15 protein-coding genes are annotated in these 16,646 nt (G+C 49.2%); 6 read left to right on the top strand and 9 right to left on the bottom strand.

Features of this window, described 5'->3' with window-relative positions; all coding sequences use genetic code 11:
* Window positions 1-69 precede the first annotated feature (69 nt).
* Window positions 70-1,005 carry an L-lactate dehydrogenase gene (locus CES79_RS02005; RefSeq protein WP_089136162.1) on the top strand — a complete coding sequence of 312 codons (936 nt, stop codon included), beginning with the start codon at window positions 70-72 and terminating at the stop codon, window positions 1,003-1,005.
* A 337-nt stretch (window positions 1,006-1,342) separates the two neighbouring features.
* Here CES79_RS02005 and CES79_RS02000 read toward each other — a convergent pair whose 3' ends face one another.
* On the bottom strand, window positions 1,343-3,508 hold the full coding sequence (locus CES79_RS02000) for a YhgE/Pip domain-containing protein (RefSeq protein WP_159459442.1): 2,166 nt from the start codon (window positions 3,506-3,508) through the stop codon (window positions 1,343-1,345).
* Between the two features lie 301 nt (window positions 3,509-3,809).
* Here CES79_RS02000 and CES79_RS01995 point away from each other — a divergent pair, with 301 nt between their 5' ends.
* From CES79_RS01995 to CES79_RS01985, 3 genes are all read left to right on the top strand, one after another.
* The gene (locus tag CES79_RS01995) at window positions 3,810-4,493 is read left to right on the top strand and encodes a D-alanyl-D-alanine carboxypeptidase (RefSeq protein WP_089136160.1); all 684 of its coding nucleotides are present in this window, start codon (window positions 3,810-3,812) and stop codon (window positions 4,491-4,493) included.
* 134 nt (window positions 4,494-4,627) lie between these two features.
* Entirely contained in the window at window positions 4,628-6,763 is a 2,136-nt protein-coding gene (locus CES79_RS01990; RefSeq protein WP_089136159.1) for a YhgE/Pip domain-containing protein, read from the top strand.
* Window positions 6,764-7,335: 572 nt separating this feature from the next.
* Window positions 7,336-7,962, top strand: coding sequence for an NAD(P)H-binding protein (locus tag CES79_RS01985; protein WP_054654828.1), 627 nt, complete (start codon window positions 7,336-7,338; stop codon window positions 7,960-7,962).
* A 62-nt stretch (window positions 7,963-8,024) separates the two neighbouring features.
* On the opposite strand, the gene CES79_RS12800 is transcribed toward CES79_RS01985, so the two are convergent.
* From CES79_RS12800 to CES79_RS13135, 4 genes are all read right to left on the bottom strand, one after another.
* Window positions 8,025-8,171: a hypothetical protein gene (locus CES79_RS12800; protein WP_159459441.1), complete on the bottom strand. Its 147-nt coding sequence runs from the start codon at window positions 8,169-8,171 to the stop codon at window positions 8,025-8,027.
* A gap of 63 nt (window positions 8,172-8,234) precedes the next feature.
* A complete protein-coding gene (locus CES79_RS01980; RefSeq protein ID WP_054654826.1) occupies window positions 8,235-9,011 on the bottom strand; it encodes a DUF2705 family protein in 777 nt (258 codons plus the stop codon).
* Between the two features lie 12 nt (window positions 9,012-9,023).
* A complete protein-coding gene (locus tag CES79_RS01975) occupies window positions 9,024-9,956 on the bottom strand; it encodes an ABC transporter ATP-binding protein (RefSeq protein ID WP_089136157.1) in 933 nt (310 codons plus the stop codon).
* A 358-nt stretch (window positions 9,957-10,314) separates the two neighbouring features.
* A complete protein-coding gene (locus CES79_RS13135; RefSeq protein WP_263851312.1) occupies window positions 10,315-10,437 on the bottom strand; it encodes a hypothetical protein in 123 nt (40 codons plus the stop codon).
* 601 nt (window positions 10,438-11,038) lie between these two features.
* Between CES79_RS13135 and CES79_RS01970 the strand changes: the two genes are divergently transcribed.
* Window positions 11,039-11,473: a GNAT family N-acetyltransferase gene (locus tag CES79_RS01970; protein WP_089136156.1), complete on the top strand. Its 435-nt coding sequence runs from the start codon at window positions 11,039-11,041 to the stop codon at window positions 11,471-11,473.
* Here CES79_RS01970 and CES79_RS01965 read toward each other — a convergent pair.
* The gene (locus tag CES79_RS01965; RefSeq protein WP_089136155.1) at window positions 11,465-12,343 is read right to left on the bottom strand and encodes a LysR family transcriptional regulator; all 879 of its coding nucleotides are present in this window, start codon (window positions 12,341-12,343) and stop codon (window positions 11,465-11,467) included. The genes CES79_RS01970 and CES79_RS01965 overlap by 9 nt on opposite strands.
* 126 nt (window positions 12,344-12,469) lie before the next feature.
* Between CES79_RS01965 and CES79_RS01960 the strand changes: the two genes are divergently transcribed.
* A complete protein-coding gene (locus CES79_RS01960) occupies window positions 12,470-14,089 on the top strand; it encodes a malolactic enzyme (protein ID WP_089136154.1) in 1,620 nt (539 codons plus the stop codon).
* Between the two features lie 53 nt (window positions 14,090-14,142).
* Here CES79_RS01960 and CES79_RS01955 read toward each other — a convergent pair whose 3' ends face one another.
* The 3 genes from CES79_RS01955 to CES79_RS01945 form a co-directional block, all read right to left on the bottom strand.
* Window positions 14,143-14,580, bottom strand: a complete 438-nt coding sequence (locus tag CES79_RS01955; RefSeq protein ID WP_054654824.1) for an Rrf2 family transcriptional regulator — start codon at window positions 14,578-14,580, stop codon at window positions 14,143-14,145.
* Between the two features lie 33 nt (window positions 14,581-14,613).
* Complete coding sequence (locus CES79_RS01950) at window positions 14,614-15,462, bottom strand: NAD(P)H-binding protein (protein WP_089136153.1); 849 nt, start codon at window positions 15,460-15,462, stop codon at window positions 14,614-14,616.
* A 197-nt stretch (window positions 15,463-15,659) separates the two neighbouring features.
* Window positions 15,660-16,637: a glycosyltransferase family A protein gene (locus CES79_RS01945; RefSeq protein ID WP_054654822.1), complete on the bottom strand. Its 978-nt coding sequence runs from the start codon at window positions 16,635-16,637 to the stop codon at window positions 15,660-15,662.
* Window positions 16,638-16,646 lie beyond the last annotated feature (9 nt).

Here is a 16,646-nt window from a genome sequence, read left to right as displayed (position 1 = left end):
CGCAACGACTGACTGGTATCTTTATGCCATCAACACATATTAAAATTTAATTAGAAGAAGGCAATACATATGAGAAAATACGCAATTATCGGGGTTGGCCACGTTGGTGCTACTGTCGCTTATACACTGGTTTGTCAAGGAATCGCTGATGAATTAACCCTGATCGATAAAAATGAGAAAAAGGCCCGTGCTGAACAGTTGGACCTCCAAGATTCACAGGCTCGTTTGGATTCACATACTACGATCCGGATCAACGACTATTCACAGTTAGCAGATACGGACATCTTATTCGTGACCTCCGGCAACATCCACGCCTTAGACCATGCCAGTGGTAACCGCTGGGCAGAATTTGAATACACCAGAGAGATCGTGCAAGATATCGCGCCAAAAATCAAGGCGTCCGGCTTCAATGGTGTCTTAATCGACGTCATGAACCCTTGTGACTGCATCACTTACTACTTGCAGCAAGCCACTGGCCTACCCGAAAACCGCGTACTTGGTACTGGTACCTTCCTGGATACCGCCAGAATGCAAAAGGTGGTTGGCGAGAACTTCAATGTTGATGCCAAAAACGTCACCGGCTACACCTTAGGCGAACACGGTGAATCACAATTCGTTGCTTGGTCCACCGTTTCAGTTAACGGTCTCCCCATCGAACAGTTAGCCGAAGAGCAAAACCTCGACCTAGAAGACTTGGAATCTCAAGCCCGTGGTGGCGGCTGGGCCGTCCATTCCGGCAAAGGTTATACCAGCTATGCGATTGCTACCTGCGCGGTAAAATTAAGCCGCGCCGTCCTAGACGATGCCAACTTAGCTTGCCCATGCTCGTGCTACAGCGACAAGTACAACACCTACGTCGGCCACCCAGCCATCATCGGCAAGGACGGGGTCGTAGAAGCCCTCCGCCTGCCAATCACCGATGAAGAAGAACAAAAGTTAGCCCAATCAGCCGGCTTCATCCGAGAAAAGTTTGAAACGCTACCTGCTGTGAAACAAGAAGTTTAACCGCTCAATTTAATCGTAAAAGTCAAAATGGTCCTCGAGAAGCGCATCAACGCGCCACTCGAGGACCATTTTGCAATCTATTTTTGATGACGCATGACACAACAATGTAGCCGGAGGTCGCCGGCTGGTTGGGCAACTGTGAGGGTGCTGTTAGGGCTTTAGCCCTTACAGCACGGGGCGACAGGCAAGACGCGCGAATTTGGCGTGGCTTGGCTGCGAGGTGAAAGACCGCTTCTCAGGCTTTCACCGGCCCCCACAGTAGTCCAACCAGCGGGCGGCCGGAGGCGGCAAAAAATGAGTCTCAGGGAAAAATCACCCTGAGACTCATTTAAGATAGTTACTGCCCAATCCCAGTCCGACTAAAGTCTGACAGGATACGGCGAGTAAAGTTCTGTGCTTTAATTTTCAGGAAGAAGCCTAGCAGGAAGGCGCCGATAAACATCATAATCAGGACGATGGCGTCGATAAAGACCGACTGCATATTCGGCCCGCCGACTGCTTCACGGAAGCCGCCAACGCTATAGGCAAATGGCGCAATGTGGTAGGCCATGCGGTAGAACGCTGGATCGAGCTGAACGGGATACAGCGCCCCGGAACCCGCCAGTTGCAGTGCCACCAGGAAGATGACGACGGCTTTCCCAAGGTTGCCAAAGGTCGCGGCGAGGCCGTAGATGATAGCCGTGAAGAGCATCGAAGACAGCACCCCGAAAAGCAGCATGATAAAGACGCTTTCCACCTGGACGCGCAGGAATATGATTGAACTGAAAATGATGATCATCGTCTGGATCAACGAGAGCGTCCCAAAGGTCAGCATTTTACCGCAGAATTCTTCGTGAACGGTCATGTTGTGGAACCGGCGCTGCTCGCGCGGAATCGTGGTGTGCAAGATCATGACCAGCATGGTGCAGCCGATCCAGATCGACAGCGTGATGTAGGTTGGCAGGAAGGCTGCCCCAAAGGTGCCCACTTTGTAGATGCTTTCGTCCTTGACGTTAAAGAGTGACACTAACGTCTGCCCCATGGTCTTGGGATTGTTCTGCAGGACCGTGATGATGCTGACAATGTCACTATCGCTGGTCAGTTTCAGTTGATTGGAGATGTTTTTAACATCATCTTGATAGCTGGTCAACTTAGATTCCAGATTAGAACTGGATTGCGAGATCAGCTGGTTGCCCTTAATGGCGTTATCCAGATAATCTTCATTAATGCCCTTAGCCTGCTTCAGTTCACCGATGATCGACCGTGATTTCGACACCGCTGAAAGCAAGTTGCCGCTGATACCGTCCAAATGGGTCTTCACGGAGCGGTCATACTGGCTCAAAGCGGAGTTCATGTTCACGGTAATGCGGTGCGCGTTATTGGCCGCGCTGGCAATTTCACCCGACGTCAGCCGGCCGTTGGTGTTCAACGATGATTTAAGCGACCGGAGCTGCGCCTTTTCAGCGTTCAGCAGTGACACCGCGTTGCCCAAGGTATCGTTTAACCCGCTAATGGCTGATAAATGGGATTGCCCATTAACGCTCTTTAAGAAGGACTGCAGCGGTGTGATCTGCCCCTTCAACAAGTTCACCTGCGAAATGGCCTGGTTCAGCATGTCGTTAACGGCACTGCGGTTCGTGGAACTGGCCGAACTGTTGAGTCGTTTGACGATACTGTTCAGGCGGTTAGCGCTGGCGGTCGCGCTGTTCAAATTGGTTTCAAGGCTACTGAAGGCCTTATTGACCGAACCCTGAACGCTGTGCAAAGAATCCACCGTCGCGGCATTGCTCTGCTGCAGCACGTCCACGTTTTGCGACGCGGACATGACTGGTTTTAGCCCCGTCAAGATCGCCTGCATGTTCGTCGACGTGTGGTTGATTTCACCCAGCGCCCCGGTGGCAAGATCCATGGAGTCGCTGAGACCGATGATCCAGTCCTTGAGTTCTAGAATCTGCCCCTGCTGGCTCTTGGCCTTATTGCCCAACACGTTGAGCTGAGAAAACAGCGTCGTGTTGACGGTCTCCAAAAAGTTGGTCTGGACCTGATTGACCAGCGTTTTCGCCGCGGTTTCAGTGATCTTGCCGCCCATGGGACTGTCCCGGGAATTGGCCTTATAGATGATTCGCGCCTTATGCGGATTATCACCGGCAATACTGGACAGTGACTTGGAAAAGTTGCTGGGGATCACAATTTCCGCGTAGTAGCTGCCCTCTTTTAACTTGGTGTCCGCCTTATCCGCCGAGGCAAACTGCCAGTTGAGCTGGTGGTCCTTCTTTAACGTCTGCACCACGGTATCGCCCACGTTAAGCTGCTTGCCCGCCAGCTTAGCGCCAGTGTCGTGGTTCACGACCGCCACCGGAATATTTTTAATTTCAGACACGTCATACGGGTTCCAGAGCGCCCGGACGTTGATCAGCGTGTAAAGGCTGGGCACGATACACAGTGCCAGAATCGTGATCATCACGAATGGTGACGAGATCATCGCCTTTAGATCACGTTGATAGATTGCTTTGATGTTTTCCATTTCAACCATCCTTTTGTTAAATCCGTTTCGGTCAAATGGACCAAGTTTGCATACTGGTTAATATTTTAGGGGACACACTGCCGAAATTCAAGCATTAGTGAGACGATACTGAACACACCTGCAAATTTAAGAAACAATACATTCTCCGTTAAATTGTACTAAAATATAGAAGAATAAGCGACAAGTAAACCAGCAGGCTGAAAATCTTGTTGACTTTTCAAGTAGTTGTTACACTGAAGTTACAGGAATTATCTGCATTTGATGTTATACTATTTTCAAATTAAACAAAGGAGTTTATCTAATGAAGAAAAGTTTTTTGATCCTCACCCTATTCGCCGGTCTATTTACAGCGTTCGGTGTCAGCACACCGGCTGCTGCGAAATCCAAGGGCGCTAAAGTGGTCTCATCACGCCACATTTCCAAGAAACCGTACCATGCGGTGAGCGGCTACCTCTACTCCAGCACGAGTTTGAAAAAGAAGGCCCACAACGCGGATAATTATCCGTTTACGGTATTCTACACCTATAAGTCCGATACCGTCCGCAAAGCTAACGGTAATAAAGCCGTTTACTACTACGTCAAAAACGGTAACGGCAAGGTCAAAGGCTGGATCTGGCGCGGTCACCTCGTTCGGCTCATCAACACGCAAAAGCAGCTCAGTCAGTTAAACGAGCTGGTGAACCTGATCGATTCCACCTCCACTAAGACCCATAACCAAATCGTTTCCCTGCTGAAGACGGTCAACAGCAATACCACGCTGCCAACGTTGATCAACGGATTAACAACCTTACGAGACGGTTTGAATCGAGGCAGCGCAGATTTCGCTAAGATCGGCCAGATCATTTCACTGGTTCAAAGCAGCGTTTCTAACAGTATCAATAATTTATATAACACTGCAAAACTTATCAATGATGCGACTGCTAAGCAAACGAACCTACTGCCATTGGTTACCGACGTGCTACGCGCGCTCACGAATACTAAGTAACACCAAACGAGACTCTGATGTGTTATTTTACAGCATCAGAGTCTTCTTATGTGCCTTGCCGAAATAGGGTTAAGGGATATAATATAAGCACATTAGCTTGTTGATAAATTGTACTGATTACCGGAGGGCGACATATGCACAACGTTTTCAAACTCATTAAAAAAGATTTTTATAACATCTTTCATACCCGCTCAATTTGGGTGACCCTGCTGGCATTTGCCCTCATTCCGATGCTCTACGCCGTTTTGAACATTCAGGTGTCCTGGAACCCCTATTCGCCGTCACATACCAGCCGGCTCAAGATTGCGGTGGTCAACAGCGATGAGGGGGGCTCGCTGAATAGCAAGCCGTTTAACGTGGGTGACCAAGTTGTTAAACAGCTGCATAAAAATCACGCGATCCACTGGGTCTTCACCAATGACTGGTCCGCCAATAACGGTCTGGATAATGGTAAATACTACGCCATGATCGAGATTCCTGACGATTTCTCGACCAAGCTCGCCACGTTTACCACCGCCGACCCGCAAAAGCCCACCATCATATATAAATCAAACGAAAAGCTGAACCCGGCGGCCACTAAAATTATTGGTCAGGCGCGGGACAGCCTAACCGACAACATCCGCCAGAGCTTCATCAAAACCGCCAGTAAGGAAGCCCTCCAAGCGGCCAATAAGGCTGGCGCGACTATCGCGACCAAGAAGCCGGAGATTCTGCAGGTGCGCTCGTCTCTGACCGACGCCATCGGGACGATCAATAAAACCGAAAACACCTTGAATGACGTGAACCAGACGAACCAGCAGACGCGGGCAGCTTTACAGACCATGAAGTCTGACCTGCCCAAGATCTCCGCGCAAATCGATGACCTGCAGGCGGTGGTCAACAATACGAAATCGTTAAATAACGCGACCCAGCAGCTGAACCAATCGCTGCAGTCTAATTTAGGCCGCGGTATCAATTCGCTGCAGACCCAGGGCACGCGCCTGCAAAATAACTTCAACGGTCTGCCGTCGGGCCACGTTTCCGACACCACGCTGAAGAGTACCGCTAGTTCCGCGACTTCGCTGTTAAACGGGATCAACGATTCATTGAGCGATACCCTGCGGATGCTGGATATCATTAACAACTTCGTACCCAATAACCGCACCAGCGCCCTGATCAGCTCGGTGGCCAAGGCTAAGCAAAGTGTTAACCGGCAGAAGTCGCTGGTGACGCAGCTCCGTGGCGCCCATTCGACCAGTAAGCAGCAGTCGCTGATCAAAGAACTGCAGGCAGCTTCCAATACGTTGAACACCGCGCTGGATACCGCCTACACCAATTTCAATTCAACGACCAGTCCGGCGTTGAATAGTCTGAACAACACACTGAACGCTAACCTGAACGGCAACAGTTCCGTGGTCCAGTCGATGCGCTCAGTGATCCCAGAGCTGCGGGCAATGGCGGATGCCGGTTCGATCACGGCTTCGCAGACCAGCGACATCAACTCCCGGCTGGGGAAGATCAAGGGCACGCTGCAGACGCTAAATAAGCAGGTCAGCTTCTTAAACAGCAAGAATCTGGATAGTCTGATCAAGCTGTTAGGCACTGATCCCAGCCTGTCGTCGATCCTGTCAGCGCCCATCAAGCTGCAGACCAAAGAAATTTATCCGATGAAGACCTTTGGCTGGCAAGTCACGCCGTTCTACACGGTACTGGCGCTGTGGGTCGGGATGCTGCTGATGTCGACCATCCTGGCGTGGGAGTACATCTTGCCGGACGAGAAGAACGGGCTGCACCGTCCGAACCATATGCAGTCCTACTTCGGTAAATTACCGCTGTATCTGGCAATGGGCTTCTCCCAGGCAACGATTGCCTTTCTAGGTGAAATCGTGCTGGGGATCAGGCCGGTGCACTGGATACTGTTTTTGCTGGCGTTTTACGCGGCGAGCTTCACGTTTGCCATCATCATGTTCAACCTGGTCTTCATGCTGGGGAATGCCGGCAAGGTGGTCATCGTGCTGATGATGCTGGTCCAATTGTTCGGAACAGGTGGGGTCTATCCCCTGGAGGTTGTGCCAAAAGATTTGGCCGCGTTGGCACCGTTCATGCCGTTCACGTACGCGATGCAACTCTTCAGGGAGGTCATGACCACGCCAAATTGGTCGGTAATCGGCCACGATGTCTTGATTCTCTTCGTCTTCGTTCTGGTATTCACGATCATCATGCCACTGCGGCGGGTGTTTGAGAAACTCGTTTATCGGATGGAGAGTGATATGGATAAGTCAAGATTATAGAGTGTGGAGGTGGGCGGTTAGAGACTGAAGCGTAAGTTACTTTTGGTGGAAATCCCGATCTTGGATTTGTACCAAAAGTGGCTTACGCACAAGTCTCTGCCCACCGGAACACGTTTCGGCTATGTAAAAAGCAAAGAGTGTGGAAGCAGGCGGTTAAGGACTGGAGCCTAAGTCGCTTTTGGTGAAAATCCCGAACTTGGATTTTAACCGAAAGTGACTTAGGTGCAAGTCCTTGCCTGCTGGAACACGTTTCGGCTATGTAAAAGCAAAGAGTGTGGAGACAGGCGGTTAGAGAGTGGAGTCTAAGGCACCCGTAACGGAAATCCCGGTCTTGGATTTCTGTTGCGGGTGCCTTAGATGCAACTCTCTGCCTGTCGCAACACGTTTCAGCAATATAAAATTAAAAAGCCAAAACAAACCCGACAATCCCAGCCCCTTAGGCTAACAATTGTCGGGGTTTACTTAGACTAAATCCGCCTAACATGATTTTTAAACATGTCTTTATTGACACCTTATACTTCATCTGGTAATATGACCAAATGAAATTAGAAGATATTCAAGGAGGCACAACAATGAGAATTTTAGTATTAGGCAGTTCAGGTGTATTAGGTCAGGCAGTAGTTAACCGATTGGCACCATTGCCAGACGTGACTGTCCGGGCATTTAACCGCGGTAAAAAAGACGTTAAGTATCCCGCTTTTGTGGAACACACAGTTGGTGACGCCACTAGTGTTGCTGATTTAAAGGGCGCGTTAAAAGACGTTGACGTGGTCTTTTCAACCTTAGGACCATTTAACGTTGAAAGTTTCGCGACACCACTGGTCCAAGCGATGCAGGAATCCGACGTTAAGCGGCTCTTCTGGTCAACTCAGTTCCAAATCGTCAACAAGGAAATTACGCCGGCTGATTTAAAATTAGCCGCTAGTTTCGGTTTTGATGAAGCGGATGATCGTGGCTACGTGGAAACCCAACGTAACGGCGCTAACATTATTTCCGCTGGTCACCTGGACAGCACATTGTTGCTGATCCACTACTTCAAGTACGACCAAACCATTCAGCATGCTGTGTTAGATGCTGTCGATCAACCAATGGCAGGCGGCCCAATCAGCGTGCCAACGCTGGCTGCGGTGATTGCTGAAATGCTGTCTCACGAAGCCGACTACCGCGATGCTGCTTATAAGGTATCCGCAAAAGATTAATGATTATTAGATAGTAAACGAGCTAAGTGTGATCAACTGTCACACTTAGCTTTTTGTATCCTTTAAAGGCTAAAAACAGCCCACCAATTATCATGGTGAGCTGCCTTTATTTTTAGTTGCTGCAGCAAAGGCTTAAATTGATCCATAAACGTATGAATATCTTCAATTTCGTCGGTCGTTAGTTGCTGATTTCCCTTTTTAATTGTCATTTTAAAAACCTCCGTCTACAATGCGTACCCACACTGTAAACGGAGGTTAATTTAAAAGCAAGCTTATACATTTCGTCGATTAAACACGTAATACCCAATCCCTAGGAAAATTGCAATATAGATCAGGTTTCCCAGCAGCATTTGCCAGGCCTGCATGCTCAGCAGCGACTGGTAATACCCCGGCCGTGACATCATGCTGGGATACAACGTCATGGTAACTGGATTCCATTTGGCCCAGTCCCATTTTTGAATCAAAATCGTTAACAGCTGGGTCACAATATAGGAAGCGAAATAACCAATAATTCCCACTGAAACCGCAGCCGCGGAATTCCGAAATAAATTAGCTAATAAAAATACCACGCTCAATAATAGCCATAAACTCACAAAGCTGGCCGCGGAAATCGAAAGCCCGCGGGTAAAGACCGACATGCCATCACCAGCACTTTGATGAATGCTGAGTGAATGATGAAACAGCATCGCTTTTAACAACAAAGCGATTCCCGTACTCATCACGTACCAATACAGGGTGTACAGCAGAATCGCCAGCCACTTGCTGACCAGGATCTGACCGCGAGAATAGCGCCGATAGAGCACCTGTTTCATCGTGCCATACTGAAATTCCATGGTAATAATGGTCGCCGTAGCCGCAATCATGTAAAAGTTAATGATTGGCCGCGCAAAGTACAGCGACTCAAACATACTAGCCGGCACGAAGGTTTGCGGATAAACCCGGGATAAAAAGGCAAATAAGATCTCGACGCCAACCAAACAGCCCGTACTGATCCAAGTACTGAGTTTTCTCGTTAATTTAAAACTTTCTTGTCTCACTAAAGTCCACACTGCGCGCGCCTCCTATTCTGCCTGTTCTTCGGCTAACTTTTTCTTGATACGGGATTGTTTCAATACTTCCAGCAACGAGCTCTCCAGGTTGCCTTCAAGCCGGGTCACGTCCAAAATATCGATCCCGTTTTCAACCAGTAACCGCAAAACCTGCGGCATGGTGTCGTCACTCTTCGCCACCACTTCCACCCGCGGATCGGGCGTCGTTGTAAACTTGGCTTTTTTCAAGAGTTGGCGCGTCTTATTATCATCGCTAGTCATCAGCATGATCGTCTGCTTACCCTGCGAAGCCAGCAGCTCATGCATGGTCGTCTGCTGCACGATACTGCCTTCATCAATGATCAACAGGTCCTGTGCCAGCCGTTGCAGTTCACTTAAAATATGCGATGAAATTAGGAAGGTCGTTCCCCGCTGCGATTCGGTAATGATCAGATCACGCAGGTCTTTAGTGGCCTGCGGATCCAGCCCATTCATCGGTTCATCTAAAATAACCAGTTCAGGGAAGTTGACCAAGGCCAGCGCAATTCCTAATTTCTGCTTCATGCCCAGCGAATAACCCTTGGCTTTGCGTTTGATATAACTATCCATATTTAGCTGCTGAATAATTTTTTGAATATGAATCAGCTGATGGTCACCATCCGCGAATAGCTGCAGGTGATCCCAACCGGTCAAGAAGGGGTAAATCCCAGGATATTCGATCAGCGCCCCCACTTTTGACAGTGCATCATGCTTCTGCGGCGTGACCGTTTCGCCCGCGATCTGGATGCTGCCTGAATCATAATTAAACAGACCGAGCATGGTCTTCATCAAGGTCGATTTCCCCGCACCATTAGGCCCAACAAGCCCCACGATATGTCCCTTTTTTAAATCAAACGAGACGTCGTGCAGCACGTGCTTGTTGCCAAAACTTTTATTTAAATTTTGCACGGATAAAATGCTGCTCATTGTTTCCTCCATACTATAAAATAGTGATTTACTAGTATTATTTAATCATAATTTAGTGGGTTGGGGCAAGTCCGTGACCTGCTTCAATCGTCAAATAACATCACTTAAAGTTTACCGAATTGTTAGTGTTAATGGTACATATTTTAGTAATCGTAATGAATTTCTAATACTGCAGACGTAATTCTGGGATGTCACATTTCGCTACGCCGGGCAGGCAGCTTGTAGTGGGTCGTGGCGAAGCTAGCACCTGCGCTTCGCTTGGGGCGGATCTCCGCCAGCTCCCATGTCACTAAACTACCACAAAACGGTAGTCAAGTGACATCGACACCACAAACTGCCCGCCCGGCTCCGCTACATTTTACATCACCGTTTTCAGACTACTAAACTGACTGGTTGCTGCCGCAAATGATGCTAAATCATGAATGACACGCCAGTTCGATGGCCTCATTTGCGCCAGCAACATCCCCAGCAACGTGGCCAACAAACCGCTCATTTAAATGCAGTGTAGCAAAACTGGCAAATCGTGGTGCGAGTAGTCGTTAGTGAGTGTTTTTTACTCGCTTACGACTACGGGAGACGGCGGAAATCCTTTTTCGGTGGGGTTCCGAAAAAGAGTTCCGGAGCGACCCCACGACGAGTTGCCGGTTTTGCGAAACGAAATGACGCTTAACTAGAATCATTCCTTATACAGTGCAAAACGTGTTGTTACATCCCAAATGATTACTTCAGTTTAATAACCTCATTTGCGTCAGCAACATCCTCAGCAACGTAGCCAAAAAACCACCAAGTTAAATGCAGTGCAGCAAAACTGGCAAATCGTGGTGCGAGTAGTCGTTAGTGAGTGTCTTTTACTCGCTTACGACTACGGGAGACGGCGGAAATCCTTTTTCGGTGGGGTTCCGAAAAAGAGTTCCGGAGCGACCCCACGACGAGTTGCCGGTTTTGCGAAACGAAATGACGCTTAACAAGCATTTGTCATCACATAAAACAAAACGAAATAGAGCTTAACTGTTATTAGTCCACTTCCAGCAAAATTAAGGGTATACTAAAGCCAAAATTTAAACCTGTAAGGAGCCATGAATATGAAAATTCATACTGGATCAGAACCCTGGAACCACGCAGCTGCACTGTACGTCAGAATGAACGTGTTCGTATTGGAGCGCACTATCGCCATCGAAGATGAATTCGATGATCACGATGAAGCAGACCGCGTTTACGTCGTTATCTATAGTGATAAGGGCCAGCCAATCGCGACTGGTCGGTTCCAGACGATCGACGACACCACCATGCGGCCAGGCCGAATTGCCACGCTAAAAGCATTTCGTGGTCAGCACCTTGGCGCTAAGTTGATCGAAGCACTGGAAAAATACGGAAAAGCGCATGGGTACACCCACTCACTGGTTCACAGTGAAATGACCGCCAAGGGGTTCTATGAACATCAGGGTTACCACATTTCATCTAACGCCTATGAAGAGGATGGCGTGCCGGCAATTACACTGACAAAAACACTACTGTAAACTGTCCCGCATCACATTTAACATCCGTTGCTGCAATGGGTTAAACACGTGTGACCGGCGATAAACTAGGCTGGTGGTAAAGGCCGGCTGCGGATCATCCAATAACGGTACCCGCACCACCCCGTCGTTTACCGGAGTGGTCAGCGCCAAGAAACCGATACCGATATCGTCCGTAATGAGGTTCAGCAAGCTCTGAATGCCATTGGAACGAAAGGCCACTTTGGGCCGGAAATGATTTTGCCGGGCAAGCTGATTGAACGCTTGGTTATGGACGAACCCCTGCTTGAACAGCACGAAAGATTCCGGCTTTAACTCTGCAAAGGACACCCCTGACCGTTGTGCCAGCGGGTGTTTTTTGGACACGTAAATGGCAAAGGGCTGCTGGTCAAACGGCTCTACTACTAGCTTCTCATCGGTGATGGGCTGAATCGTTGCCAGCAAAGCCACGTCAATGTTGCCGGCTTGAAGTGCCTGCAAGGTCGTCATGGAGCCCTCTTCCAAGGTGTAAAGCTTGTTGAGCAGACCCACGCGCTTCAGCCGTTTAGCAATCTGCGGAAAATAAGTGTTCTCAATGATCGGTGGCAATCCCATGGCAAGTCGGCCCTGCTGTTTTTCGGTGAGTTCCCGCTGCGCAAGCTGATATTCATCAACGATGGTTTTCGCGTGCACCAGTAACTGCTGACCGCTGTCAGTCAGGCTCAGATCGCCGTGTGCCCGGTGGCGGATCATCAAACCGGCACCAAAACTCTTTTCCAGCCGCTGCAGCGCAAAGGTGATTGTGGGCTGGCTAACGTTAAAACTAGCGGCGACCTTGGAAAAGTTTTTAATGTCAGCTAACTTAATAAAATACTCTAAATCGCGAACGTTCATGATACCTCCCCTAAGACTATTAATATATTGCCTTATAAATATTATTTATATTATAGCATTAATTTGACTATAAAAATCACAAGTAAATATACTACGAGTATAAATCATTTAAGAGAGGTCATTCACTTGTCATTAAGTATTTTAAATAATCCGTTTAAAAATAAAGGAACTGCTTTTACCCAAGGCGAACGCCACGAATTGGGTCTGGAAGGTCTGCTGCCGCCCCACGTCCAATCTCTGGACGAACAGGTGGCCCAAACCTTCGCCCAGTACCAGACAAAGCCGACTAATCTGGCCAAGCGTCAATTTTTGATGGCGATCTTCGATGAAAACCGGGTACTGTTTTACAAGCTGTTCAGCGAACACGTCGCCGATTTCATGCCGGTGGTCTATGACCCAACGATTGCCGATACAATTGAAAATTACAGTAAATTGTTCGTGGATCCCCAGGACGCGACGTTTCTTTCCATTGACCGCCCAGAGGACATGACCACGGCCTTGAAGAACGCCGCGGACGGCCGCAATATTCGGCTGATTGTCGTGACCGATGCGGAAGGCATCTTAGGCATCGGCGACTGGGGCACGGACGGTGTGGATATCGCCGTGGGGAAACTGATGGTCTACACGGCCGCTGCCGGCATTGACCCTGCACAAGTCTTACCCGTTGTGCTCGATGTCGGTACCAACAACCAGCATTTGCTGGACAGTCCGCTCTACCTAGGCAACCGCCACAAACGGGTTACTGGTGAAAAATACGATCAATTCGTTGACCAGTTTGTCACCACTGCCGAGGAACTTTTCCCCGACCTTTACCTGCATTTTGAAGACTTTGGCCGTGACCATGCCGCAGCACTACTCAACCGCTACCAGGACCGCTACACCGTCTTCAACGATGACATTCAGGGGACTGGTATCATTACGTTAGCTGCTGTACTGGGTGCGTTGAAGATTTCAAAGCAGTCCCTAGCTGACCAACGCTACGTTTGCTTCGGTGCTGGAACTGCCGGTGCCGGGATCGCTAAACGTGTTTACGATAAATACGTGCAACAGGGAATGAGTGCCGCGGAAGCCAAGGCGCATTTTTACATGGTGGATAAACAGGGATTACTGTTTGATGATGACCCAACGCTGACACCGGAGCAAAAGCCCTTCGCCCGTTCCCGTGACGAATTTGATCAGCCGGAAACGTTAACTAACCTAGCTGCCGTTGTAGCCACTGTTCACCCCACGATTCTCGTGGGGACTTCCACCCAGCCCGGTACCTTCACTGAGGCTATCGTCAAAGACATGGCTGCCCACACTGACCGGCCCATTATTATGCCATTGTCTAACCCAACGAAGCTGGCGGAAGCCACCGCCGAAGACCTGCTGACCTGGACGAATGGCCAAGCACTGGTTGCGACCGGGATTCCGGCACAAGACGTGACGCTAAACGGCGTGACTTACCAGATCGGCCAAGCCAACAACGCGTTGGTCTATCCCGGCCTGGGCTTAGGAGTGATTGCCGCTAACGCCACCACTTTAAACGATGACATGATCTCAGCGGCCGCCCACTCCCTTGGCGGCCTGGTGGATACCAGCAAACCGGGCGCGGCCATTTTGCCACCGGTCACTCAACTCAGTCAGTTCTCAAACACCATCGCGGAAGCCGTGGTGCAGCGGGCTATTGATCAAGGCCTGACGAAGGCCCCGATTGCTGATGCGAAAAAGGCCGTGGCTGATACGAAATGGGTTCCGGAATATTAATTTGCTAACTAAAAATAGAAGCACCCTTGAAATTCAAGAGTGCTTCTATTTTTTTAAATCATCCGTTTAGCTTTCGCCTGTACCAAAATATCATCAATAATATCTTGCAGGGAAGCCGCAGCCATTTCTGCTTCCGCCGCGGTTTGGACGTTGTTGTAAAGTTTATTTAACGTGGTTTGAATATTGCCGCCCACAATGCACTGCGGATTAGTCTTGTCATCCACGTGCAGCAGCGGACTGTCGCCCTCCACCACGCGGTAAATGTCCAGCAGACTAATTGCCGTGGCCGGTCTGGAAAGCTTCGGCTGGACGGTTCCCGGATGAGTCGTCAGCAGACCGCCCTTCACTAACAGGGCCATGAGCCGCCGAACGACGCTTGGATTCGAGTCAATACTGACCGCGATCTTCTTGCTCGATAAATCCCGCCCCGCGCCGATTTGGACATAGGCCAGCACGTGAACCGCATCGCTTAATTTGTGTGAATAACGCATGTCAGCCCCCATTTCTGTCTTCGGTTAATGCAACTATTTTTTAAGCACTTCTGCGATAGCGTCAGGTAGTGGTGTCAGGCTATGTCCCAGCACGTCGATCAGGGCCGTTGTGCGTTCGCTGAGCACCCCGTCACGAATCATCTTCTGACCGCCAGCAATGATGCCTGCCAGCTTAGCTGAAAGTCCGTTAGCAACCAGTGCGGCCTGATAAGCAGCGTCGTCCACGTTCTTGATGGCAAAATCACCGCTGATGCCTGCTGCTAAATCGTGGTATGAGCGCGCCTTACCCGCAAATTCGTACACGTCTTTGGTAGAGGTTGACGCCAGCACATCCGCAGCGGCTTCCGCGTATTCCCGTTCCAGTGCCCAGCCAACCTGAGCATCACCGCCAGCGTAGAGGAAGTCGCCGCCGTTAGCAGCCGCCTGCAGACGTGGCAGTTCGTTTTCCAAATACCAGTTGTTACGTAGGAAACTGTGCTGGATGCCAGCTGAGGCAATGGCTTCTTCCGTGTACTTGTGGTCGATTGCTAAAGCCGCCTTCGAGGTGTCCGCGTGCGGGAAACTGGTGTAGGTGATGTAAGAAACGCCATCCACCTCAGCTGCAGCAATCACGTTAGCGTGTTGCTGCTGGCGAGAAACTGGGCCGCCGGGTTGCGAGGAAATAAAGAGTAAGCGATCCACACCCTTTAACGCTGCTGCCAGCTGTTCCGGATGATCGTAGTCGGCCTGACGAATTGTCACGCCAGCTGGCACTAATTTTTTGGCCTTTTCAACGTTGCGGGCCAGTGCCACGACGTCACTGCTCGCTACCTTGGTGACTAATTGCTTGAGTGCTTGTTGACCAAATCGGCCAGTTGATGCTGTAACTGCATAAGTTGTCATTTTTAATGTGCTCCCTTAATTTATCTGATTATTCCTGTTGCTTTTGATGTAACTTGTTGCAATAAGTATAACAGGTAAACGTATAAATACAAGTCTTTTTTGATTACTCTGATTTATAACTCAAATTTGGAAACAGTAAAAGCACCGCTAGATCCCCAAGTTCAGGAAATCTAGCGGTGCTTCGTTCATCAATCAGCCTAATTCTGTGTGAATTGAGAGGTATTAGCAACTTTATCTAACGACTGAATGTACTGGTCAAACAGTTGCTGTTCCTTGACCCAAGGCGCGTTTACTGACTGATCATTAAGTTTAATGTGGTTAACGAATAACTGAACGTTTGGCCAAGCGGATGCGTTTTGAACCACCAGCAGGTAGAAGGATTGATCAACTAACGCCCGATCCGAATTAGCGATCTCTTTTCGACGGGTATAGTAGCGTACACAAATTTTGGCAAATTCGTCGCTGTAGGCTTGCGGGTCGATCCGTTTAATGGTTTCAAGAAACTGTCTCAACATGGTAATGCGCTCAGTGGACGCAATCTGTGAAACGGGCGCTAAAACATCCGAGCGAATATCGCGGCTCATAAACCGCGCGTAACTGATCTCATTAACGTTGACGTCATTAGTGGCCACCGTATTTACTAACCGGCTGTACAGCTCATCCGAATATTTGCCCACTGCGCGCCAATGCAGCCCGTATTGATTGAGAAAAGTTCGGCTGAACCAACGGCCGCAAGCCGTCAAATAGTTATTGCCAACCTTGAACTGAGTCGTTCGATCCTTGGCGATATCCTGTTCCAGAATTAACCCCGTCAATACTTCGGCGTTCGGATTTTGATCAGCCGTCGAACTAAAGCTTTGAATAACACTGGTTTGGTTTAATAAGCCACTGGGTCCCATGAACATCACGTATTCCCCAGTTGCGCACTGGACGCCATGCTCAAAGGCTTCTTCCCACGACAAAACGGTATCCGGATTTTCGTAGCGAATATTGAGATTCTTGAATAGCTGAAATTGCTCGACATCTCTCAATCGATATTGACCGTTATCCACCAAAATCACTTCTACGTCACGGAAATCAATGCCAAGTTGATTGTTGATCGATGATAACGGAATCACCAGATCATCTTCCCGAGCACTATTAACCACAATAATAATACTAATTCGTTTTGTCATCGTGTTATC

The organism is Secundilactobacillus silagei JCM 19001 (genome assembly GCF_002217945.1).
Lineage (GTDB): Bacteria > Bacillota > Bacilli > Lactobacillales > Lactobacillaceae > Secundilactobacillus > Secundilactobacillus silagei.
This window is presented reverse-complemented; position numbering and strand designations above follow the sequence as displayed.

Excerpts from the sequence above, each read along its gene's own strand:
- CES79_RS02005 (WP_089136162.1), top strand. The coding sequence starts at position 70 with ATGAGAAAATACGCAATTATCGGGGTTGGCCACGTTGGTGCTACTGTC.
- CES79_RS02000 (WP_159459442.1), bottom strand. The coding sequence starts at position 3,508 with ATGGAAAACATCAAAGCAATCTATCAACGTGATCTAAAGGCGATGATC.
- CES79_RS01995 (WP_089136160.1), top strand. The coding sequence starts at position 3,810 with ATGAAGAAAAGTTTTTTGATCCTCACCCTATTCGCCGGTCTATTTACA.
- CES79_RS01990 (WP_089136159.1), top strand. The coding sequence starts at position 4,628 with ATGCACAACGTTTTCAAACTCATTAAAAAAGATTTTTATAACATCTTT.
- CES79_RS01985 (WP_054654828.1), top strand. The coding sequence starts at position 7,336 with ATGAGAATTTTAGTATTAGGCAGTTCAGGTGTATTAGGTCAGGCAGTA.
- CES79_RS12800 (WP_159459441.1), bottom strand. The coding sequence starts at position 8,171 with ATGACAATTAAAAAGGGAAATCAGCAACTAACGACCGACGAAATTGAA.
- CES79_RS01975 (WP_089136157.1), bottom strand. The coding sequence starts at position 9,956 with ATGAGCAGCATTTTATCCGTGCAAAATTTAAATAAAAGTTTTGGCAAC.
- CES79_RS01970 (WP_089136156.1), top strand. The coding sequence starts at position 11,039 with ATGAAAATTCATACTGGATCAGAACCCTGGAACCACGCAGCTGCACTG.
- CES79_RS01965 (WP_089136155.1), bottom strand. The coding sequence starts at position 12,343 with ATGAACGTTCGCGATTTAGAGTATTTTATTAAGTTAGCTGACATTAAA.
- CES79_RS01955 (WP_054654824.1), bottom strand. The coding sequence starts at position 14,580 with ATGCGTTATTCACACAAATTAAGCGATGCGGTTCACGTGCTGGCCTAT.
- CES79_RS01950 (WP_089136153.1), bottom strand. The coding sequence starts at position 15,462 with ATGACAACTTATGCAGTTACAGCATCAACTGGCCGATTTGGTCAACAA.
- CES79_RS01945 (WP_054654822.1), bottom strand. The coding sequence starts at position 16,637 with ATGACAAAACGAATTAGTATTATTATTGTGGTTAATAGTGCTCGGGAA.